General features: G+C 70.0%; 21 protein-coding genes. 13 read left to right on the top strand and 8 right to left on the bottom strand.

The features are described 5' to 3' along the window. Positions 1–7: 7 nt before the first annotated feature. Positions 8–886, bottom strand: a complete 879-nt coding sequence (locus tag GB932_RS04305) for a TrmH family RNA methyltransferase (protein WP_156759462.1) — start codon at positions 884–886, stop codon at positions 8–10. A 55-nt stretch (positions 887–941) separates the two neighbouring features. On the opposite strand from GB932_RS04305, the gene GB932_RS04300 reads away from it, so the two are divergent. From GB932_RS04300 to GB932_RS04290, 3 genes are all read left to right on the top strand, one after another. Then, on the top strand, positions 942–1,796 hold the full coding sequence (locus GB932_RS04300; RefSeq protein WP_231915999.1) for a Sir2 family NAD-dependent protein deacetylase: 855 nt from the start codon (positions 942–944) through the stop codon (positions 1,794–1,796). 39 nt (positions 1,797–1,835) lie between these two features. Next, positions 1,836–2,399: a histidine phosphatase family protein gene (locus tag GB932_RS04295; RefSeq protein ID WP_197517297.1), complete on the top strand. Its 564-nt coding sequence runs from the start codon at positions 1,836–1,838 to the stop codon at positions 2,397–2,399. A gap of 120 nt (positions 2,400–2,519) precedes the next feature. Then, positions 2,520–2,999 (top strand): Lrp/AsnC family transcriptional regulator, encoded by a 480-nt coding sequence (locus tag GB932_RS04290; RefSeq protein ID WP_156759459.1) that lies wholly within the window; start codon positions 2,520–2,522, stop codon positions 2,997–2,999. Between the two features lie 7 nt (positions 3,000–3,006). Here the strand turns inward: GB932_RS04290 and GB932_RS04285 are convergent, their stop codons facing one another. Beyond that, positions 3,007–4,074 carry a threonine aldolase family protein gene (locus tag GB932_RS04285; RefSeq protein ID WP_156759458.1) on the bottom strand — a complete coding sequence of 356 codons (1,068 nt, stop codon included), beginning with the start codon at positions 4,072–4,074 and terminating at the stop codon, positions 3,007–3,009. Beyond that, positions 4,071–5,531 (bottom strand): DUF6421 family protein, encoded by a 1,461-nt coding sequence (locus tag GB932_RS04280; protein WP_156759457.1) that lies wholly within the window; start codon positions 5,529–5,531, stop codon positions 4,071–4,073. Before GB932_RS04280 ends, GB932_RS04285 begins: the two co-directional genes overlap by 4 nt. 72 nt (positions 5,532–5,603) lie before the next feature. Between GB932_RS04280 and GB932_RS04275 the strand changes: the two genes are divergently transcribed. Continuing rightward, positions 5,604–6,065, top strand: coding sequence for an Lrp/AsnC family transcriptional regulator (locus GB932_RS04275; RefSeq protein WP_156759456.1), 462 nt, complete (start codon positions 5,604–5,606; stop codon positions 6,063–6,065). On the opposite strand, the gene GB932_RS04270 is transcribed toward GB932_RS04275, so the two are convergent. Then, entirely contained in the window at positions 6,066–6,962 is an 897-nt protein-coding gene (locus GB932_RS04270) for an alpha/beta fold hydrolase (protein WP_156759455.1), read from the bottom strand. 63 nt (positions 6,963–7,025) lie between these two features. On the opposite strand from GB932_RS04270, the gene GB932_RS04265 reads away from it, so the two are divergent. After that, positions 7,026–7,979, top strand: a complete 954-nt coding sequence (locus tag GB932_RS04265; RefSeq protein WP_438616695.1) for an exonuclease domain-containing protein — start codon at positions 7,026–7,028, stop codon at positions 7,977–7,979. A 62-nt stretch (positions 7,980–8,041) separates the two neighbouring features. On the opposite strand, the gene GB932_RS04260 is transcribed toward GB932_RS04265, so the two are convergent. Together GB932_RS04260 and GB932_RS04255 are read right to left on the bottom strand one after the other, a co-directional pair. After that, the gene (locus tag GB932_RS04260) at positions 8,042–8,290 is read right to left on the bottom strand and encodes a type B 50S ribosomal protein L31 (RefSeq protein WP_156759454.1); all 249 of its coding nucleotides are present in this window, start codon (positions 8,288–8,290) and stop codon (positions 8,042–8,044) included. Between the two features lie 108 nt (positions 8,291–8,398). Then, positions 8,399–9,196, bottom strand: a complete 798-nt coding sequence (locus GB932_RS04255) for an ABC transporter ATP-binding protein (protein ID WP_156759453.1) — start codon at positions 9,194–9,196, stop codon at positions 8,399–8,401. A gap of 96 nt (positions 9,197–9,292) precedes the next feature. Here GB932_RS04255 and serB point away from each other — a divergent pair, with 96 nt between their 5' ends. Continuing rightward, positions 9,293–9,931: a phosphoserine phosphatase SerB gene (gene serB / locus GB932_RS04250; RefSeq protein ID WP_156759452.1), complete on the top strand. Its 639-nt coding sequence runs from the start codon at positions 9,293–9,295 to the stop codon at positions 9,929–9,931. A gap of 79 nt (positions 9,932–10,010) precedes the next feature. Here the strand turns inward: serB and fabG are convergent, their stop codons facing one another. Next, complete coding sequence (fabG, locus tag GB932_RS04245) at positions 10,011–10,733, bottom strand: 3-oxoacyl-ACP reductase FabG (protein ID WP_156759451.1); 723 nt, start codon at positions 10,731–10,733, stop codon at positions 10,011–10,013. 161 nt (positions 10,734–10,894) lie between these two features. Here fabG and GB932_RS04240 point away from each other — a divergent pair, with 161 nt between their 5' ends. The 4 genes from GB932_RS04240 to GB932_RS04225 are packed head-to-tail and all read left to right on the top strand — an operon-like array spanning position 10,895 to position 12,927. Further along, complete coding sequence (locus GB932_RS04240) at positions 10,895–11,410, top strand: DUF4190 domain-containing protein (RefSeq protein WP_156759450.1); 516 nt, start codon at positions 10,895–10,897, stop codon at positions 11,408–11,410. Between the two features lie 43 nt (positions 11,411–11,453). Next, complete coding sequence (locus GB932_RS04235) at positions 11,454–11,819, top strand: DUF3099 domain-containing protein (RefSeq protein WP_156759449.1); 366 nt, start codon at positions 11,454–11,456, stop codon at positions 11,817–11,819. An 8-nt stretch (positions 11,820–11,827) separates the two neighbouring features. After that, on the top strand, positions 11,828–12,076 hold the full coding sequence (locus GB932_RS04230; RefSeq protein ID WP_197517296.1) for a hypothetical protein: 249 nt from the start codon (positions 11,828–11,830) through the stop codon (positions 12,074–12,076). After that, positions 12,073–12,927 carry an SURF1 family cytochrome oxidase biogenesis protein gene (locus GB932_RS04225; RefSeq protein ID WP_197517332.1) on the top strand — a complete coding sequence of 285 codons (855 nt, stop codon included), beginning with the start codon at positions 12,073–12,075 and terminating at the stop codon, positions 12,925–12,927. The genes GB932_RS04230 and GB932_RS04225 overlap by 4 nt, the downstream gene beginning before the upstream one ends. A gap of 3 nt (positions 12,928–12,930) precedes the next feature. Here GB932_RS04225 and GB932_RS04220 read toward each other — a convergent pair whose 3' ends face one another. Next, positions 12,931–14,529 (bottom strand): ABC-F family ATP-binding cassette domain-containing protein, encoded by a 1,599-nt coding sequence (locus GB932_RS04220; protein WP_156759789.1) that lies wholly within the window; start codon positions 14,527–14,529, stop codon positions 12,931–12,933. Between the two features lie 331 nt (positions 14,530–14,860). On the opposite strand from GB932_RS04220, the gene GB932_RS04215 reads away from it, so the two are divergent. From GB932_RS04215 to GB932_RS04205, 3 genes are all read left to right on the top strand, one after another. Then, complete coding sequence (locus GB932_RS04215) at positions 14,861–17,764, top strand: glycoside hydrolase family 3 protein (protein WP_231915998.1); 2,904 nt, start codon at positions 14,861–14,863, stop codon at positions 17,762–17,764. Positions 17,765–18,045: 281 nt separating this feature from the next. Then, positions 18,046–20,409 carry a glycoside hydrolase family 3 protein gene (locus GB932_RS04210; RefSeq protein WP_156759445.1) on the top strand — a complete coding sequence of 788 codons (2,364 nt, stop codon included), beginning with the start codon at positions 18,046–18,048 and terminating at the stop codon, positions 20,407–20,409. Between the two features lie 73 nt (positions 20,410–20,482). Then, a complete protein-coding gene (locus GB932_RS04205) occupies positions 20,483–20,893 on the top strand; it encodes a hypothetical protein (protein ID WP_156759444.1) in 411 nt (136 codons plus the stop codon). The last annotated feature ends 39 nt before the right edge of the window (positions 20,894–20,932 follow it).

Here is a 20,932-nt window from a genome sequence, read left to right as displayed (position 1 = left end):
ACCATGACTACCGCGTCGCATAGAACACCACGGCCGTCGCCGCTGCCACGTTCAGCGAGTCGACGCCATCTGCCATCGGGATCTTCACCCGCAGATCGACTTGCTTGGCCGTCCGAGGTTCCACGCCAGCACCCTCTGTGCCGAAGATCATCGCGATCGCGGGGAGGTCACGCTCAACCAACTCGTCGAGCGTGATCGAGTCGTTCGAGAGAGTGAAAGCCACCGTCGTGTACCCGTCGGCCTTGAGCGTCTCAAGCATCTCCGGCATCTTCGGGCCTCGTGTCCATGGCACGTTGAAGACGTTGCCCATGCTCGTCTTGACGGCCCGACGATAGAGTGGGTCGGCGCAGGCTGGAGTGATGAGCACTCCGTCCACACCGAGGGCCGCAGCGTTGCGGAAAGCGCTGCCAACGTTGGCGTGATCGACCAAGTTCTCGAGCACCGCGATCCTTCTTCGCCGGGGCTTCGGCGTGGACTCTTTAGAGCACCCGACGTTCGTGTGGTCGACGAGTCCGTCCAGCACGAGCACCGTGCGGGCACCGCGCAGCACGTCGGCGACGGCCGGCAGCTCTGGCCGGTGCATCGCCGCGAGCATGCCGCGATGCACCGTGTAGCCCGTGACCCGCTCCGCGACGGCGTCGGGGACGACGTAGACGGGCGTGTCGCGCCCCGCGAGGCACTCCTCGACGTCGGCGAGCCACTTCTCGGCGGTCAGGACCGATCTGGGCTCGTGGCCGGCGCGGAGGGCGCGGGCGAGCACCTTCGCCGACTCGGCCATGTACAGCCCGCCCTCCGGCTCGAGCACGCGTCGCAGCGCGACATCGGTGAGGTCGCGGTAGTCGGCGAGACGCGGGTCGTCCGGGTCGTCGATCCGTTCGAGGTGCATCCCGCCATCCTCCCAGCAGACGCTGAGGGTCCGCATGCGCCCTAAGATCGAGACCGTGTCGAACACGCGTGCCTCCTCCGATCCCGACGTCTCCGCCGAGGTCGACCGCGCGCTCGACGAGCTCGCGGGGCGGCGGATCTCCGTCGTCACGGGGGCCGGCGTGTCGACCGATTCCGGGATCCCCGACTATCGCGGCGAAGGGGCCCCCAAGCGCTCGCCCATGACGGCGCAGATGTTCCTCTCGGACGAGGAGTCGCGGCGGCGGTACTGGGTCGGCTCGCACCTCGGGTGGCGCGCCTTCACCGCGGCCGAGCCCAACCGCGGGCATGAGGCGCTCGCGTCGCTCGAGCGGGCCGGCGTGGTCACGGGCATCGCGACCCAGAACGTCGACGGGCTGCACCTGCGGGCGGGATCCTCGCGCGTCGTCGAGCTGCACGGCACGATGCGCCGCGTGTTCTGCACCGTGTGCTTCCAGGTGTTCGACCGCCGCGACATCGGGGAGCGCATCGAGCGCGAGAACCCCTGGATCTCGATCCCCGAGAACGTGCCCCTCGGCCCCGACGGCGACGTCGCCCCCGACGCCGATCTCGACTTCGTCGTCCCCGATTGCACGGTCTGCGGCGGGCTGCTCAAGCCCGATGTCGTCTTCTTCGGCGAGTTCATCCCGGCCGAGAAGTTCCGCGAGGCCGAGCAGATCGTCCGCGCGTCGGACGCGCTCGTCGTCGCCGGGTCGTCCCTCGTCGTCAACAGCGGGATCCGGCTCGTCGAGCGCGCGCGACGCCGGCGCCTGCCCGTCATCATCGTCAATCGTGGGGCGACGAAGGCCGACGCGCGCGCGACTGTGAAGATCAACGGCGGCGCGACCCAGATCCTCTCCCGCTTCGCCGAGGAGCTGCCGACTCGCGGCTGAGTGCAGGGCAGGTCACCAGCTCCCGATAGGCTCATCCGCGTGACGATCATCGCTCTCGTGCGCCATGGTGAGACGGAATGGAACCGCGAGGGGCGGGTCCAGGGACACAGTGACATCCCCCTCAACGACACGGGCCGCACGCAGGCGCACGCCGCCGCGGCGGCCCTGCGCGGGGGTGACTACGCGCGGCTGTACGCGAGCCCGCTGCTGCGCGCCCAGGAGACGGCCGAGATCATCGGCCGCGCGATCGGCCTCGGCGAGCCCGCGCTGCGCGGCGGCCTGCGCGAGCGCGGCTACGGCGTCGCCGAGGGCATGTTCGCGACCGAGTACTGGGAGCGCTTCCCCGGCGGCGTCGACGTGCCGGAGGCGGAGACGAACGAGGAGGTGCTCGACCGTGCCCTCGCGACGCTCCGCGAGATCGCAGACGAGGCCGGAGACGCACCGGCGATCGCCGTCGCGCACGGCGGGCTGATCAGCCGTGTGCTGCGCCACGCCTCCGAGGGACGCCTCCCCCGGGCGGGCGAGCGCATCGCCAACGGATCCCAGCAGATCATCGAGCTCACGGGATCCGATCTGCGTGTGATCGGCTACAACGGATCCTGATGCGATCGCGCGGTACGTGCCGCGTTCTGGCATACGGCTGACCATGGCGCCCAGTCGATCCGGTAACACTTGAACATAATGATGTTCGACAGGTCATCCCTGGTGGTAGCGTCTCGCACTATGGCCACCCTCGATCACGTCGACCTCGAGCTGATCTCCGCGCTCGCCGCCGACCCGCGCGCGACGGTCGTGGCGCTCGCCGAGAAGCTGCGCATGTCGCGCAACACGGTGCAGGCCCGCATGTCGCGCCTCGACCAGGCGGGCGTGTTCCAGTCGTTCGAGCGCTCGATCTCCCCCTCGGCCCTCGGCTTCCCCCTGCAGGCCTTCATCTCGATCGGCGTCGACCAGACCCGGCTGCCGAGCATCGTCGAGGAGCTGCGGCGCGTCCCCGAGATCCTGCAGGTGCACGGCGTCTCCGGCCAGGTCGACTTCATCGCGCTCGTCGCGTGCCGCGACGCCCGACACCTCTTCGACGTCGACGCGCGGATCCTCGCGATCGGCGGCATCGAGCGCTCGGAGACGCGCCTCGTCATGAGCGAGTCGATCCCCTACCGCGTCTCGGGCCTCATGGAGATCGCCCGCGGCGAGCCGCGGCGCTGACCGCCCCTCAGCGGGTGGTGAGGCGGGCGAGCTCCGCGACGAACGCGTCGACGTCGGCCTCCTGGGTGTCGAAGCTGCACATCCACCGCACCTCGTTCCGCGACGCGTCCCAGTCATAGAAGCGGAACGACTCACGCAGCGCGTCCGCGACTCCGTCCGGAAGCGTGGCGAAGACGCCGTTCGCCTGCGTCTCCTGTGTGAACTCGACGCCGCGGATCGCCCCGTCGGCGATGCCGGCCTCGACCGCCGCGCGCAGCCGCACGGCCATCGCATTCGCGTGGTGGGCGTTGCGCAGCCACAGATCACCCTCGAACAGCGCGATGAGCTGGGCCGACACGAACCGCATCTTCGAGGCCAGCTGCATGTTGAACTTCCGCGAGAACTGCAGTCCCGTCGACGCGTCCGGATTCAGGACGACGACGGCCTCTCCGATCATGGCGCCGTTCTTCGTGCCACCGCAGCTGACCACGTCGACGCCCGCGTCACGGGTGAACTCCCGCAGCGGGACTCCGAGCGCCGCGGCCGCATTCGACAGGCGCGCGCCGTCGAGATGCAGCCTCATTCCGCGCTCGTGTGCGTGCGCGGCGATGGCGCGGATCTCATCGACCGAGTAGAGCGTTCCCAGCTCGGTCGACTGCGTGATCGAGACGGCCAGCGGCTGCGCGCGATGCTCGTCGCCCCAGCCCCACGCCTCGCGGTCGATCAGCTCCGGCGTGAGCTTGCCGTCATCGGTCGGAACGGTGAGCAGCTTGAACCCGCCGATCTTCTCGGGGGCTCCCCCCTCGTCGACGTGGATGTGCGCCGTCGACGCCGCGATGACCGCGCCCCAGCGCGGCAGCATCGACTGCAGCGCCGTGACGTTCGCGCCCGTGCCGTTGAACACGGGGAACGCCTGCGACTCCTCCCCGAAGTGCGCGCGCATGACCTCCTGCAGCCGGGCCGTGTACGCGTCCTCGCCGTAGGCCGACTGGTGGCCGCCGTTCGCGGCGGCGATCGCCTCGAGCACCTCCGGGTGGATGCCGGAGTAGTTGTCGCTCGCGAAGCCGCGGACGGCCTGGTCGTGCTGGGGGTTCATCGTGCGTCGTTCCGTCCCATGTCGTCGGTCCCTCGGATCCCGACCGTCGAGTCGATCACCGCCTTCATCTTCCTCTGCAGCGCCTCGAAGAACATCGAGAGCGGGAACTCGTCGTCGAGCACCGCGTCGGTGAAGCCCCGCGGCGGGCCGGACAGCACATCCCGCGGCAGCCCCTGCGCCCAGACGGAAGCCGGGTGCGGCGTGACGATCCCGCTGACGAGCTCGTATGCGGCCAGCCAGTGCGCGGTCTTCGGGCGATCGATCGATCGCCAGTAGAGATCCTCGATCGCATCGCCGAGCGCCACCACGGCGTCGGGCACACCCTCCCAGTCGAACGCGAGGCGCGTGTCCGTCCAGTGCAGGACGCCGCGCTGGTGCAGCCACGCGAACAGCAGCTGCCCGCCGAGGCCGTCGTAGTTGCGCACGCGCGATCCGGTCAGGGCGAAACGGAAGATCCTGTCGAAGATGACGGCGTACTGCACGAGCGGCGCGTGTGCGAGCATGTCGCGCTCGTCGTCCGTGAGCCCCTCCCCCGCCTCGACCCGCGCGGACAGCGTGCGCTCGATCGACACCGACTCGCGGAAGGCCGTGAGATCGCAGCGCAGCTCCTCGAGCGAGTACAGGAAGAACGGCATGCGCTGCTTGATCATGAACGGGTCGAAGGGCAGGTCGCCGCGCATGTGGGTGCGGTCGTGGATGATGTCCCACATGACGAACGCGCGCTCCGTCAGGGCCTGGTCGTCGAGCATCGCCGCGGCGCGCTCGGGCAGCTCGAGCTTCGTGATCTCGGCCGCCGCGCGCGTCACACGACGATAGCGCGCGGCCTCGCGATCCTGGAAGATCGCGCCCCACGTGAAGGCGGGGACCGCCCGCATCGCGACCGTCTCGGGGAACAGGACGGCCGAGTTCGTGTCGTAGCCGGGCGTGAAGTCGATCAGGCGCAGCGACACGAACATCGCGTTGCCGTACGCGCCCGCTTCGAGAGCGGCGACGAACGACGGCCAGATCCCCTCGACGATGAGCGCCTCGACGAGGCGGTCGCGGGAACCGTTCTGGGTGTACATGGGGAACACGACGAGGTGGCGGATGCCGTCGGCGCGGTGCCGCTGAGGCTGGAACGCGGTGAGCGAATCGAGGAAGTCGGGCACGCCGAAACCGCCCGCCGCCCACCGCTCGAAGTCCGCGACGCACGCCGCGAGGTAGTCGGCGTCGTGCGGGAACGCCGGCGCGAGCGCGCGGATGCCCGACAGGATCCCGTGGACGAGCTCGGCCGCGGCCTCGTGGTGTGCGGCGTCCGGCACGGATCCGTCGGCCGCCTGCAGCTCGCGGATCGCCATCGCGGCGCCCTTCAGCTGGGCCCAGGCGACGCTGTGCTCCGCCCGCGACGCATCCTCGACGACCTCCGGCTCGCCGATGATGGTCTGCGTCGCGGCTCGGCCTGCGGCAATGGTGGACATCGGGACCTCCGATCGTGAGACAATCCGGAACTTTTCCTGCGGAACAGTGCTTCTCTCGATATTCTTACACTCATGGATGACTCTGTCGACCACGCGATCCTGTCCGCGATCTCCCGCGATGCGCGCGCGACCCTCTCCCAGCTGTCCGAGGCCGTCGGGCTCTCGGTGTCGGCCGTGCAGTCGCGCCTCAAGCGGCTCGAGACACGCGGCGTGATCTCCGGATATCGGGCGGTCCTCGATCCCGAGCAGGTCGGCACGCCCCTGTCGGCGTTCATCGAGATCGCCCCGCTCGACCCCGCCCAGCCCGACAACGCGCCGGAGCGCCTCGAGCACCTCGACGCGATCGAGGCGTGCCATTCGATCGCCGGCGACGCCGCCTACATGCTCTTCGTGCGGGTGCCCTCCCCCCGCGCCCTCGAGGACCTCGTGCGCGACATCCGGCTGGCGGCGAACGTGAGCACGCGCACGACGGTCGTCCTGCAGACGTACTACGAGAACCGGCCGATCATCCCCGTGGGCGCGGCCGGCGCCTGATCACGACCGCGACGAAGACTCGTCGAGGAATGCGCGGATCGCCGCGGCCGCCTCGCGCGGCTTCTCGTAGTGGATGAGGTGTCCGACGCCGTCGACCTCCACGAGCTCGGCAGACGAGAACAGCCGGGCGAGCTCGCGCTCCGCCCGAATGGGCGTGATGTCATCCTGCACGGCGGCGACGAGCAGCGTCGGCTGGGTGATGCGCCCCGCCGATGCGCGCACGTCGTGCGACACGCTCGTCACGAACGCCTGACGCAGCGTCGTGCGGTCGCTGAATCCCGAGAAGAACCGGTCGTGCTGATCATGGATCCATCGGCGCAGCGGCCTCTCGCGCGTCTTCGCCATCGCGACGCTCATGATCCGCACGACGATCCGGGTGCGCAGCAGCCACGTGCCGAGCCGCTCGGGCAGCCAGGCGCCGAGCCGGTAGTAGAGCACGGCGAGGCGCGTCATGGCACCACGCGGGCCCGCGAGCGCGGGCGCGCCGATGGGATTCACGAGGATCAGTCGCGGCGTGGGCGTACCGCCCGCGACCGCCGCGGACGCGACGATCGAGCCGAACGAGTGCCCGAGGACGAACGCCCCCGGCGCGACCTCGCGGGCGAAGGCGTCGAGCCAGCCGACGTAGGCCGCGAGGTCGTGGGGGCTGCCGGGGATCGGAGGGGTCGCCCCGAAGCCGGGCAGGTCCGGCATGATCCAGCGCACCTCCGGCATCTGCGCGACGACGGGCTCGAGGCCGTGGTGGTCGCCGCGGAAGCCGTGCACCGCGACGATCGTCACGGCGGCCTCGGCGGATCCGTACTCCCAGTACGCCGTGCGCACGCCGCCGACGTCGGCGATGCGCTCCGTCACGGGGATCGCATCGAGCTGGTCGGCGTAGGGAGACGGCACGGGCACCTTCCGAGTGTATGTGGCGTGGCGCGCCCCGAATGTCGGGGGCGCCCCGTACGTTCTAGGGGTATGAAGACGTCGTGGCCCGATCCTCCGCCGCTCTTCGCGCTGGCGGATCTCGAACATCCCGGCGAGAGGTCCTCATGGATCCCCCGCCCGCCGAAGGGTCGCTCCTCCGGCGGCCGATCCGCGTCACGCGTCCCCCATCACGGCGAGCCGCCCGCCGCGCTCATCGACGCCGATGGTCGCCTGGCGATCGACGCGCCGCCCCTGTCCTCCGAGGAGATCCGCATGGCATTCGACGACATCACGGCCGGCTTCGCCCCCGTCTCGGGGCGGCTGTTCACGCGCGTCGCGGTGTTCGACCTCGAGACCACGGGCGTCGACGTCGCGAACGACCGCATCGTCACGGCCTGCGTCGGCGTGCTCGACGAGACGGGCGAGGTCATCGAGTCGCACGACTGGCTCGCCGACCCGGGCATCGAGATCCCGGCCGCGGCAGCCGCCGTGCACGGCATCACGACCGAGCGGGCGCGCGCCGAGGGGCGCGCGGCGCGGCAGGTCGTCGGCGAGATCGTCGAGGCGCTCGGCGCCCTGTTCGCCGCGGGGATCCCCGTCGTCGCGTACAACGCGCCGTTCGACCTGTCGATGCTCAAGAACGAGGCGATCCGGCACGGCATCTCCCCGATCGCGGATCCGTCGCCGATCGTCGACCCGCTCGTCGTCGACAAGCGCCACGACCGCTACCGCCGCGGCAAGCGCACGCTCGACATCGTCGCCGCGCACTATGGCGTCCCGCTCGACGACGCACACGAGGCCTCGGCCGACGCGATCGCCGCCGGGCGCGTCGCGATCGCGCAGGCACGCCGTTACGCGGCCGAGCTGCCGGGATCCGTCGCCGAGCTGCACGAGGCACAGGTCGCGTGGGCCGCAGAGCAGGCCGAGAGCCTCTCTCAGTACTTCGTCAAGATCGGCAAGATCGCCCCCGGCGAGACGATCGACGGATCCTGGCCGATCCGCTGACGACCGCCCCGCATACGCGAAGAGGGCCCTGCGCGATGCAGGGCCCTCTTCGCGTATGCGACTTACTTGCCGAAGTTCTTGAAGCGCTGGTTGAACTTCTCGACGCGGCCGGCCGCGTCCATGATGCGCTGCTTGCCCGTGTAGAACGGGTGCGACGCAGCGGAGATCTCGACGTCGATGACGGGGTACTCGACACCATCGAGCTCGATCGTCTTGTCGCTCGTCGCGGTCGAACGCGTGAGGTAGGTCTCGCCCGAGCCGAGGTCGCGGAACACGATGGGCTGGTACGTGGGGTGGATGTCAGTCTTCATGGCAGTCCTTGGAGAAAGTTCATGTGAGGAGGGAAGCGCGCGAGCGTGCTCACGCCGGCGCACCTCGAGCGCCGACGTCCGATCTTATCAGACGGCCCGCGCGCAACCTCAGTGCGCGGCGGGCACCTCGGCGCGCGCGACCCACCGGCCGGCGTGCTCGATGACGGCGATCGGGAGCCCGAAGGTCTCCCGCAGGTTCTCGCGGGTGAGCGTCTCACGCAACGGCCCCTGGGCGACGGCGCGGCCATCGCGGACGAGCAGGACGTGCGTGAAGCCGACGGGGATCTCCTCGACGTGATGGGTGACCATCACCATGGCGGGCGTCCCCGGCGCCTGCGCGTAGCCGCCGAGCAGCTGCAGGAGCTCCTCGCGCGCGCCGAGGTCGAGGCTCGCGGTCGGCTCGTCGAGCAGGAGCAGCTCGGGATCCGTCATGACGGCGCGAGCGACCTGCACGCGCTTGCGCTCGCCGTCGCTCAGCGTGCCGAAGAGGCGGTCGGCGAGAGCGTCGAGCCGCCACTCCGCGAGCACCCGCAGGGCCCGGCGCTCGTCGATGTTCTCGTACTGCTCGTTCCAGCGGCCCATCACCGAGTACGCGGCCGTCAGGACGACATCGAGGACCGTCTCGTCCGCAGGGATCTGCCGCGCGAGGGCCGTCGAGGCGAAGCCGATGAACGGCCGGATGCTGAACACATCGGTGCGCCCGAGGCGTTCGCCGAGGATGTCGACCGTGCCCGTCGTGGGGAACATCATCGTGTCGGCGAGCTGCAGGAGCGTCGTCTTGCCGGCGCCGTTCGGCCCGAGTACGACCCAGCGCTCGTCGTCGTTCACGGTCCACGAGACCCCATCGACGATGTTGCGGCCATTCCGACGCACGACGACGTCGTTCATCTCGAGCACGGAGGTCATGGGCCAGATCCTACCGATGCGCACGGGGCCGGGGCGCGTCGCCGCGCCGCACGGACGCCTGTCGGTGCGTCGCCGCGTGGCGGCGCCGCTACCCTCGTGTGTGTGACTGCGCGCTTCCTCGTCGTTCTCGACGCCGACTCCACCCTGATCCGCAACGAGGTCATCGAGCTCATCGCCGACGAGGCGGGCCGCGGTGCTGAGGTGGCGGCCGCGACCGAAGCCGCCATGCGCGGCGAGATCGACTTCGCGACGAGCCTGCGCTCGCGGGTCGAGGCGCTCGCGGGCGTGCCCACGTCGGCGTTCGCGCGCGTGCTCACCCGGATCGAGCCCACGCCGGGCGTCACCGACCTCGTCGCGGCCGTGCACGAGCGGGGCGGCGTCGTCGGCGTCGTCTCAGGCGGCTTCCACGAGATCCTCGACGAGCTCGCGCCGCGCCTCGGCGTCGACGTGTGGCGCGCGAACCGACTGGCCGCGGCCGATGGGATCCTCACGGGCGCCGTCGACGGACCGATCGTCGACGCGCAGGCGAAGGCGGATCAGCTGACGGCCTGGGCAGCCGAGCGCGGCGTGGATCCGCGACGCACGATCGCGATCGGCGACGGCTCGAACGACCTGCTGATGATCGAGGCGGCCGGTCTCGGCATCGCGTTCAATGCGAAGCCCGCGGTCCGCGCGGCTGCCCCGCTGGTGACGGCGCGAGTCGACCTGTCGCAGCTGATCCCGCTCCTCCCCTGACAACCTCAACCCTTCATTTCTGGCACGTCCCTGCACGGATTCCCACCCGGAGATGTGCCAGAAATGAAGGGTTGGGGGGTCAGTGACCCATGCCGAGGCCGCCGTCGACCGGGATGACGGCGCCCGAGATGTACGCCGACTCGTCGCCTGCGAGCCACGAGACGACCGCCGCGACCTCCTCGCCCGTGCCGTAGCGCCCGGCGGGGATCTGCGAGCGGTACGCCTTCTGCGTCGCCTCGTCGAGATCGGCCGTCATATCGCTCTCGATGAAGCCGGGGGCCACGACGTTCGCCGTGATGCCGCGCCCGCCGAGCTCGCGCGTGATCGCGCGCGCGAAGCCCACGAGACCCGACTTCGACGCCGAGTAGTTCGCCTGCCCCGCGACGCCGAGCAGGCCCGACACGCTCGAGATCAGGATGATGCGGCCCCGGCGCGCCTTGATCATGCTCTTGATCGCACGCTTGACGGTGCGGAAGGCGCCGCCGAGATTCGTGTCGACGACGGCATCGAAGTCGTCGTCGCTCATGCGCATGAGCAGCGTGTCCTTCGTGATCCCCGCGTTGGCGACGACGGTCGTGACCGGGCCGAGCTCGCCCTCGATCTCGGCGATCGCCGCGTCCAGCGACGCGCCGTCGGTGACATCAGCGCGCACGGTGAGCGTGCCCTCCGGCCCCTCCCCCGAGCGGGCGGTGACGGCGACGCGGAATCCGTCGCGCACGAGGCGCTCGGCGATCGCGCGCCCGATTCCGCGATTGCCGCCCGTGACGAGGGCGACCCGGTCGGCGGTGGCTGCTGCGTTCATCGTGATGCTCCTGCTCTCGGGCGTGGTGCTGTCGGGAAACGGGGCCGTCGGGAAACGGCCGGCGATCAGCCTACGCGGAATCCTCGGGCTGCCCCGAGTGACCCGCGCCGCGCGCCGCCGCTATCCTGGCGGTGTACGCGATCACGAGGGGGACGTCGACCATGTCGCAGGACCAGCAGCAGCCATTCCCGCCGCAACCGCCCGCGCCGCAGCCGCCCGCGTATGGGCAGCCCCAGCCGCCGGCCGCCGCGCCCGGCCAGCCCCATGTCCCCGCACAGCCCTACGCCACCGCGCCGCAGGCGCCCGTCCAGCCGTATGTCGCGCCGACGGCCTATGCGGCACCGGTCTACGCACCCCCGGGGCCTCCCGCGAACCCGCTCGCCGTGACGTCGATGATCTGCAGCTTCGTGGCGCCCGCCACGTGGATGTTCTCCTGGATCCCGGTGATCGGCGTGATCATCGCCATCCTGTCCCCCGTCGCGATCCTGCTGGCGATCATCTTCGGCCACATCGCGCTCGCGCAGATCAAGAAGGGCGAGACGGGCGGCCGCGGCATGGCGATGACGGGCGTCATCATCGGCTATGTGTGCATCGGCCTCGCGCTGATCTTCGCCCTGCTCGCCGCCCTGCTCTTCGGCAGCCTCTTCAGCCTCCTCGGAGTGGCGTCGACGCTCTGACACCCGGGCTCTCCCCTGCCACGAGGAATAAGCTGGGGAGACCGTGAAGCTCCGCCGAAATCACCCGCAGTCCGCGACGTCGCTCGAGCAGTCGCCGCAGGACGACGAGACCGCGCGCATGAAGCAGTACGTCATCACGATGCTCATCCGCACGGTCTGCGTCGTGCTGGCGTTCGCCGTGCAGCCGTGGGGCTGGCACACGGCCCTGTTCGGCGTCGGCGCGGTGTTCCTCCCGTATATCGCGGTCGTGCTCGCGAACCAGGCGCACGCACGTGCCTCGTCGGGGGCCGAGCGTCCCGAGATCGCGCTCGACGCGCCGAAGCCCGAGCAGGAGCCGGACGTCGCACCGCGCGTCATCCGCCTGGCCGAGACCCACGGCGACGAACACACGGATCGGGGCACGCCATGATCCTCGGGATGTCGCCGGACCAGCCGCAGTGCTCCCGCGCCGACTGCCGCGACGACGCCGCCTACAGCGTCGTGTGGCGCAATCCGAAGATCCACGCGGCCGACCGCCGCAAGGTGTGGCTCGCATGCGCCGAGCACGTCGACTACCTGCGCGATTTCCTCGCCTCCCGCGCCTTTCCGGTGCGCGTGGTCGACGGCCTCGTCGACGGGTCCGGCGTCGCGCTGCCGGACTCCCCCGCCGTCGGGGATCCCGAGTGAGGCGCTGGCCCCGCGCCGGGAGGTGGGCGGCCTATCTCGCGGTCGCGATCGTGTTCGCGATCGTCTGCGCCGTCCTGTCCCACTGGCAGTTCGCGCGCAACGAGCAGCGGGCAGAGGCGAATCGGCTCATCTCCGAGAACTACGACGCGGATCCCGTGCCGCTCGCTGATCTCATCGCCGGGACGGACGACTTCGACCCGGGCGACGAGTGGCGCCCCGTCGCCCTCACGGGCCGCTACCTGCCGGACGAGCAGCTGCTCGCGCGCAACAGGGCGCAGGGCGGCACGAGCGCCTATGAGGTGATCGTCCCCTTCCAGCTCGAGGACGGCCGGATCGTGGCGATCGACCGCGGTTGGGTGCCGCCCGCATACGAGGGGGGCGCCGAGCAGGTCCCCGCTCCGCCCGAGGGCGAGACGACCGTGATCGCGCGGCTGCGCCCGAGCGAGCCCCTCCCCACCTCGGGCCGGGGCGCTCCAGAGGGCCAGCTGCCGACGATCCACGCCGCGTCCATCGCGGCCCTCACCGGAGACGGCACCGTCACGACGGCATACGCGATCATGGTGTCGGAGGATCCCGCGCCGGGCGAGGCGCCGCAGGCGCTCGCACCCCCCGAGGAGGATCCCGGGCCGCACCTCTCGTATGCGATCCAGTGGATCCTCTTCGCGATCATGGGCTTCGCGTTCCTCGGCTACATGATCCGAACCGAGATCCGAGCTAGTCGCGAGGACGACGCGGATGACGATGAGGACGAGGACGACGCACCCTCGCCGCGCACGCCGCGGGCGAAGCGACCGAAGCGCCGCGACCTCGACGCCGAGGAGGAGGACGCGATCCTCGACGGGCGGCGCTGAGCCCTACGCCAGCGTGATGAGGTCGATGTAGCTCTTGTTCCAGATGTCCTCGACACCGTCCGGCAGCAGCAGGACGCGCTCGGGGTTCAGCGCCTGGACGGCGCCCTCGTCGTGCGAGACGAGCACGACGGCTCCCTCGTAGTGCGCGAGGGCACCGAGGATCTCGTCACGGCTGGCGGGGTCGAGGTTGTTGGTCGGCTCGTCGAGCAGCAGCACGTTCGCGCTCGAGACGACGAGCGTCGCCAGCGAGAGGCGGGTCTTCTCGCCGCCCGACAGCACGCGCGCCGGCTTGTGCACGTCGTCGCCCGTGAAGAGGAACGACCCGAGCACCTTTCGCGCCTCGGTCTCATTGAGGTTCGGCGCGGACGACATCATGTTCTGCAGCACGCTGCGGTCGACATCGAGATTCTCGTGCTCCTGCGCGTAGTACCCGATCTTCAGCCCATGTCCGGGCTCGATCTGGCCCGTGTCGCTCTCATCGACCCCCGCGAGGATGCGCAGCAGCGTCGTCTTGCCCGCGCCGTTGAGGCCGAGCACCACGACCTTCGATCCGCGGTCGATCGCGAGGTCGACGCCCGCGAAGATCTCGAGCGCACCGTACGACTTGCTGAGCGACGACGCCATGAGCGGCGTGCGGCCGCATGCCGACGGCTTCGGGAACCGGATGTTCGCGACCCTGTCCTCCTGGCGCACCTCGTCGAGGCCCGAGAGGAGCTTCTCGGCGCGCGCCTGCATCTGGTGCGCCGCCGACGCCTTCGACGCCTTCGCCCCGAACCTCGCCGCCTGCTGCTGCAGCGCGCCGGCCTTCTTCTCGGCGGTCGCCCGCTCCTTCTTCCGTCGCTCCTCGTCGGCGACGCGCTGGCGCTGGTAGTGCTTCCAGCCCATGTTGTAGATATCGATCAGCTGGCGGTTCGCATCCAGGTAGAAGACGCGGTTGACCGTCTCGCCGACGAGGTCGACGTCGTGGCTGATGACGATGAGCCCGCCCCGGTACGACTTCAGGAAGTCGCGCAGCCACACGACGCTGTCGGCGTCGAGGTGGTTGGTGGGCTCGTCGAGGATCATCGTGTCGGCGTCGCTGAACAGGATCCGCGCGAGCTCGATGCGGCGACGCTGGCCGCCGGACAGGGTCCTCAGCGGCTGGTCGAGGATCCGGTCCGGCAGCGAGAGATTGCTCGCGATGGTGGCGGCCTCGGCCTCCGCCGCATACCCGCCGATCGACTCGAAGCGCTCGGTGAGGCGGCCGAAGCGGCGCATCGCCTTCTCCGCGACGTCCGGATCCGCCGATCCCATGTCGTCGGTCGCCTGCGCGATGCCCGCCTGCAGATCGCCGAGGCCGCGAGCGTTGAGGATCCGCGTGCGCGCGAGCTCCTCCGGGTCGCCTGTGCGGGGATCCTGCGGGAGGTATCCGAGCTCGCCCGACAGGGTCACGGTGCCGTCGGAGGGCACGAGATCCCCCGCGAGCACCCTCGTGAGCGTCGTCTTCCCGGCACCGTTGCGCCCGACGAGGCCGACCTTGTCGCCGTCGCCGACGCGGAAGGTCACGCCGCTCATGAGCAGGCGCGCACCCACGCGGATCTCGAGGTCGCTGACGGCAAGCACGAAGGGGGATCCGTTCTTCTCGGGGAGGCGGGCGCGAATGCGCCAGCTGTCCATCCTATCCGCGGTGTCTGACCGGCCGCCCGACGGGGCGAGAGCATCCGCCCATGCGCGCGTTTCGACCGAACGTGCACCGCCGCGCACGTGGTCCGCGGCGAGCGCATAGCGTGCTGGACTTGGACGCATGGGCGCGCCGGAGAGCGCACAGCGGCGAGGCAGCCCCTGCGTCCGTCCGTGAGGAGGGGCGACGGCGATGGTCGTCCCGAACAGGAGGAGTCCCCGAGTGAGTTCCGCGACGTCGAAGTCGAAGAGTCCCATGTCCAATAGGAGGTTCTTGAGCATCTGGATCCCGGTGCTCGCCTTCGTGGCGCTGGTCGCCATCGTCCTGAACGTCGCGGTGAACGTCGGGTTCAACTGGGTGGCGTCCCAGTTGGGCGGCGGGACGTACACGGTCACCCCAGCCGAGGAGGCGGCCGACTGGGACAGCGAGTACTACACGGCCGACTTCGGCTCGATCGACGAGGTCGACGAGGCGGCGCGGACCCTCGTGCAGGACATCGCGGCCGAGGGCGTCGTCCTCGCGAAGAACGCCTCAGGCGCGCTGCCGCTCGACGCGGGCGCGAGCGTCACCATGCTCGGTGCCGCCGCCGCGAACCCCGTCTACGGCGGCGCCGGATCCGGATCGGTCGACACGTCGACCGCCGTCACGCCGCGCCAGGGGCTCGAAGAGGCCGGGTTCTCGGTGAACGGCGCGGTCCTCGACGAGCTCGACGCCTACACGGCGGAGAACCCGCGCGGCTTCATCGAGATGGACCGCCCGGACGTGTCGACCTACGACATCGGCGAGATGCCGGTGTCCGGGTACGACGCCGTCGCCGACAGCTTCGCCGACTACGACGACGCGGCGATCGTCTTCGTGGCCCGCCCCGGCGGGGAGGGCGGCGACCTCGCCACCGACATGGAGGGCCGTGACGAGAACTACGTCGACGGGCAGCACCAGCTGGAGCTCAACCAGGACGAGCGCGACCTGATCGATCTCGCGACGGAGCGCTTCGACACCGTGGTCGTCGTCGTGAACGCATCGACGACGATCGAGATGGGGCCGATCCAGGAGAACCCGGGCGTCGACTCCGTCCTGCTCATCGGCTCGCCCGGGGCGACCGGCTTCAGCGCCGTGGGCGAGGTGCTCACCGGCGCCGTCAACCCGTCCGGACGCACCGTCGACACGTGGGCCGCCGACTTCACGGCCGATCCGAGCTTCGTGAACTTCGGCGACTTCGTCTACGACGATCTCGAGGTCGAGTACCCCGCCTCCGCGGTGGAGGCGCTCGCCTCGAACGCCGACGTGACGCCCGATGCGCCCTTCGTGAACTACCAGGAGGGCATCTACGTCGGCTACCGCTACTACGAGACGGCGGCCGCCGAGGGCTTCATCGACTACGACGAGGCCGTCGTCTATCCGTTCGGCTTCGGCCTGAGCTACACCGAGTTCTCGTGGCGGATCGCCGACCAGCGCCTCGGCGAGGCCGAGGGGCGGATCGAGTTCGACGTCGTCGTCGCCAACGACGGCGCGGCCGCGGGGCGGGACGTCGTCGAGCTGTTCTACTCGGCGCCCTACACCCCCGGCGGGATCGAGAAGCCCGAGGTCGTGCTGGGCGGATTCGCGAAGACCGGCGTGATCGAACCGGGGCAGACCGAGACGGTCACGGTCTCGCTCGCCGTCGAGGACATGGCGTCATACGACTACGAGGAGGCGCTCGCCTACGTGCTCGAGGCCGGCGACTACGAGCTCTCGCTGCGCACCGACTCGCACACGCCGGCCGCCGGTGTGGATCCCGTCGCCTATACGGTCGATGAGGACATCGTCTATGACGCCGAGAGCCCCCGGTCAAGCGACGAGGCACCGGTCACGAACCAGTTCGACGACGTGTCCGCGATGTTCTCGGACGCGCCCGAGGAGGGCCGGATCCTCAACATGTCGCGCGCCGACTTCGCGGGCACGTTCCCGACGGCGCCGACGCCCGACCTCATGTCGGCGAACGACGCGATCGCCGAGGGCTTCGCCCCGTACGATGTCGAGGCGGCGGCGGATCCCGATGCCGAGGCCCCCGCAACGGGCGAGAGCACCGATCTCACCCTCGTGAACCTCCGTGGGAAGCCCATGGACGATCCCGAGTGGGAGGAGCTGCTCGATTCCCTGACGATCGACGAGATGACCGACCTGCTCCTCAACGGCGCGTACCAGACGGGCGCGCTCCCCGGCATCGCGAAGCCGCTCACGACGGAGCTCGACGGCCCCGCGGGCTTCTCGTCCTTCATCAACGCCTCGGTCAACGGCACCGCGTATCCCACCGAGTTCCTCATCGCGCAGACATGGAACGTCGAGCTCAGCGAGGCGATGGGCCGCATGGTCGGAAACGAGGCGCTGTTCAAAGACGTCGCCGGCTGGTACGCGCCCGCGATGAACCTTCACCGCTCGCCGTTCGCGGGTCGTAACTTCGAGTACTACTCGGAGGATCCCCTCCTCTCCGGCGCGATGGGGCTCGCCTCCACGAACGGGGCGGCGACGAAGGGGCTCTACACGACCCTGAAGCACTTCGCCCTGAACGACCAGGAGACCAACCGCGTCAACAACGGCATCGCGGTCTGGGCGAACGAGCAGGCGATCCGTGAGCTGTACCTGAAGCCGTTCGAGATGGTCGTGAAGGACGCCGAGATGCCTGTGCCGTACATCGCGGACGACGAGGGCACCATCGAGGAGACGACCGTCGGCTCGACCGCCGTCATGAGCTCGTTCAACCGCATCGGCGCCACCTGGGCGGGCGGCTCCGAGGCGCTCATGACGAACGTGCTGCGCGGCGAGTGGGGCTTCGAGGGCTTCGCGATCACCGACTTCAATCTGTACCGCTACATGCATCCCAATCAGGGCATCGCTGCGGGCACGGACCTGACGCTCGCGTTCGCGCCCTCGAAGTCGTTCGAGGACACCGCCTCGGCCTCGGCGCAGCAGGACATCCGCACGGCCACGCACCGGATCCTGTACACGGTGGCGAACTCGAACGCGATGAACGGGCTCACGCCGGGGGCGACGGTCGACTACGAGCCGCCGATGTGGCGCTGGATCCAGATCGGCGTGACCGTCCTGCTCGGCCTGCTGGTCCTCGTCGGCGTGATCCTCGTCGTTCGGCGCGTGCGCCGTCATCGCGGCGGACCCGACGAGGTCCGTCTCGCGGACTGACCCGCGCACACAGCGGCGCCCGGTGGCTCATCTCGCCACCGGGCGCTGTCGTGTGCGGCCGGGGCGTGCGACGGATCGTGCGGCGAGATCGTCCGATCGTGCGTCCTCCCGCACCCGACGGCGAGCGCGCTCATAGCGTTTTCGGAGCGCACCGCACGTCTCGCCTCACAGCACCGTGACCGGCGTCCGCCTCCCGGAGGCGGACGAGGGGCGGCGGGGCGCGATTGGTTCCCTTGCGTCGCCGACGACGGCGACCCACCGATGACGATATGGGGATATAGATGAGGAAGTCAGCGATCACATCCGGGCTCGTGCTCACGACCGGGCTGGCCGTGGTTCTCAGCGGCTGCACCGGGACGGGCGACGACGAGCGCACCTACTCCACGGAGGAGGTGACCGATGGGACGACCGACATCGTCGTCGTCACGAACCCGGGCGGCACCGTGCTCACGATGGCGAAGGACTCGTTCGGTCTGATCGAGGAGACCGACGGCGCCGACACGCTCGCGTTCAAGGACATGGACGGCGACGGCGAGCTCGATGTCTGGGAGGACTGGCGGCTCTCCCCCGCCGAGCGCGCGGCCGACCTCGCGCCGCAGCTCAGCGCGGACCAGGTGTCGGGTCTCATGCTCTTCAGCAGCCACGAGCGCGCGCCGGGAGACGGGCTGACCGACGCGCAGCAGGAGTACCTCGACGCGTCGTACCTGCGAAATGTCCTCTACGCCGGCGGCAACGAGCTCGAGCCGGTCGTCACCTGGACGAACGAGATGCAGGCCTATGTGGAGTCGCTCGTCTCCGAGACGACGCCGTACATCCCGGTGAACTTCAGCTCGGATCCCCGCCACGACGCGGCGGACAGCTACGCCGGTGCCTCGGGCGGCGTCTCGCAGTGGCCGTCGTCGCTCGGCATGGCCGCGACGTTCGACCCCGAGACCGTACGTCTGTTCGGCGAGATCGCGTCGGAGGAGTACCGCGCGATGGGCCTCGCGAACGCGCTGAGCCCCCAGATCGATCTCGCGACCGAACCGCGCTGGCTGCGGATCAACGGCACCTTCGGCGAGGACGCCGACCTGGCGAGCGAGATGGCGGCGGCGTACGTGGCGGGCTTCCAGGGCACGTTCGACGACGACGGCGAGGACCTCGGCTGGGGCACGGGATCGGTCTCGACCGTGATCAAGCACTTCCCCGGCGACGGCGTCGGCGAGGGCGGCCGCGAGGCGCACACGAACGCCGGCAAGTACGGCGTCCTGCCCGGCGGCAACCTCGACGAGCACCTGGCCCCGTTCCTCGCCGCGATCGATGCCGGCGGTGTGATGACGTCGTACTCGATCCTCGTCGACGGCGACGGCGAGCCCGCGTACAGCGAGGCGACCGGCAGCGCATACGACGAGGCGCGCGTCGGCATCCTCCGCGACGACAACGACTACGACGGCGTGATCATCACCGACTGGGGCGTCACGGCGGGCGGCAGCACCGACCCTGATGCGCTCATCGGCACCGCATGGGGCGCGGACGAGCTCACGGTCGCCGAGCGTCACTTCGAGATCCTGAAGGCCGGCGTCGACCAGTTCGGCGGCAACAACGACATCGCCCCCGTGCAGGAGGCGTATGCGATGTGGGAGGCCGCCCACGAGGCGGGCGAGCTCGAGCAGAGCGCGGAGGACCGGTGGGCCGACACCGGCCGCCGCGTCCTGACGAACCTCTTCGGCGTCGGGCTCTACGACAGCGCCTATCAGGATCTCGCGGCCTCGGAGTCGGTCGTCGGCGACGAGGACGCGCGCGACGCGGGCCTCGATGCGCAGCGCAACTCGGTCGTCGTCCTGAAGAACGCCGACGGGACGATCGCCGAGGGGACGACCGCCGAGGATCTGAAGGATCTCACGGTGTACATCCCGCGTTCGTACGACACGGGCCACGACGGGCTGTTCGGACCGGCGACCTACACCGAGGGCGAGACGATCGACCTCGAGACCGCCGAGCACTACTTCGGCACGGTCCTCACGGACGAGGCGGAGCTGAACGACGACGACGAGGTCGTCTCGTACACGGCCCCCGATCTCACGGGCGTCGACCTCGTGCTCGTCGGGATGGACAACCCGAACAACGGCACCAACTTCGACAGCGCCGGCCTCGACCAGGAGACGGGCGAGTTCTACCCGCTGTCGCTGCAGTACCGCGAGTACACGGCGGACGGCGACAGCGTGCGCCGGACGTCGATCAGCGGCGACGCTCTCGAGGACGGCGGCACGGAGAACCGCTCGTACTTCGGGGCGACCTCGCGCATCTCGAACGAGGCCGACCTCGACGCCTTCGAGCGCGCGGTCGACGCGGTGGAGGCCAGCGGCGACGACATCCCGGTCGTCACGCTGCTGTCGATCTCGAACGGCGCCGCGATCCCGGCGGAGTTCGAGGCGGACTCCGACGCGATCCTCTGGGGATCCGGCGTCAGCGACGCCGCGTTCCTCGACATCGCGCTCGGCCTGAACGAGCCGGCAGGCCGCCTGCCGATCACCCTGCCGAAGGACATGGACTCCGTCGAGGCGAGCCTCGAGGACGTCGCCGACACCACCCCGTACGTCGATGCCGAGGGAAACTCGTACGAGTTCGGATTCGGGCTCGGCGCGGACGGACAGCCCATCCAGTGACACAGCGGGACGAGGTGCCGCGGGACGAACCCGCGGCACCCCGTCCCGGATCCCACACAGAAAGAAGGACACCATGAAGGACACTCTCACGCGCTTCGGCCTGGTCACCGCTCTCGCGGCGGTGGGCGCATTCGGACTCGCCGGATGCGGCTCGAGCGACGGCGCCGAAGGCGGCGGCTCGAGCGAGGAGAGCGCCGAATTCGTCGCCGACCTGCAGGCCGGCGTCGACATCGTCAACGAGCAGATCGAGGCCGTCGACGACCCGATGGATCAGATCATGCTCGCCTCCGATGTCGAGGATCCGACGCAGAAGTACGGCATGTGGGTCATGCCGTATTACCCCTCGGACGCCACCGCGGAGTACATCTCGACGGTCCAGATCGAGAACGGCACCGACTTCCAGGTGACCGCGACGTCCGCGGAGACCGGGGCCGAGTGGAACATGGATCAGGACGGCGAGATGACGGCCGCCGACGCCGAGTAGTCCCTCACCACCCCGGACGCGGGGGCGGAGGCGCCGTCG

Source organism: Microbacterium karelineae, assembly GCF_009745985.1.
GTDB lineage: Bacteria > Actinomycetota > Actinomycetes > Actinomycetales > Microbacteriaceae > Microbacterium > Microbacterium karelineae.
The sequence above is the reverse complement of the archived record's forward strand: the minus strand, read 5'-3'. Positions and strand labels throughout refer to the sequence as shown.

Excerpts from the sequence above, each read along its gene's own strand:
- GB932_RS04285 (WP_156759458.1), bottom strand. The coding sequence starts at position 4,074 with ATGAACCCCCAGCACGACCAGGCCGTCCGCGGCTTCGCGAGCGACAAC.
- GB932_RS04280 (WP_156759457.1), bottom strand. The coding sequence starts at position 5,531 with ATGTCCACCATTGCCGCAGGCCGAGCCGCGACGCAGACCATCATCGGC.
- fabG (WP_156759451.1), bottom strand. The coding sequence starts at position 10,733 with ATGAACGCAGCAGCCACCGCCGACCGGGTCGCCCTCGTCACGGGCGGC.
- GB932_RS04265 (WP_438616695.1), top strand. The coding sequence starts at position 7,026 with ATGAAGACGTCGTGGCCCGATCCTCCGCCGCTCTTCGCGCTGGCGGAT.
- GB932_RS04240 (WP_156759450.1), top strand. The coding sequence starts at position 10,895 with ATGTCGCAGGACCAGCAGCAGCCATTCCCGCCGCAACCGCCCGCGCCG.
- GB932_RS04260 (WP_156759454.1), bottom strand. The coding sequence starts at position 8,290 with ATGAAGACTGACATCCACCCCACGTACCAGCCCATCGTGTTCCGCGAC.
- GB932_RS04210 (WP_156759445.1), top strand. The coding sequence starts at position 18,046 with ATGAGGAAGTCAGCGATCACATCCGGGCTCGTGCTCACGACCGGGCTG.
- GB932_RS04205 (WP_156759444.1), top strand. The coding sequence starts at position 20,483 with ATGAAGGACACTCTCACGCGCTTCGGCCTGGTCACCGCTCTCGCGGCG.
- GB932_RS04305 (WP_156759462.1), bottom strand. The coding sequence starts at position 886 with ATGCACCTCGAACGGATCGACGACCCGGACGACCCGCGTCTCGCCGAC.
- GB932_RS04290 (WP_156759459.1), top strand. The coding sequence starts at position 2,520 with ATGGCCACCCTCGATCACGTCGACCTCGAGCTGATCTCCGCGCTCGCC.
- GB932_RS04230 (WP_197517296.1), top strand. The coding sequence starts at position 11,828 with ATGTCGCCGGACCAGCCGCAGTGCTCCCGCGCCGACTGCCGCGACGAC.
- GB932_RS04255 (WP_156759453.1), bottom strand. The coding sequence starts at position 9,196 with ATGACCTCCGTGCTCGAGATGAACGACGTCGTCGTGCGTCGGAATGGC.
- GB932_RS04275 (WP_156759456.1), top strand. The coding sequence starts at position 5,604 with ATGGATGACTCTGTCGACCACGCGATCCTGTCCGCGATCTCCCGCGAT.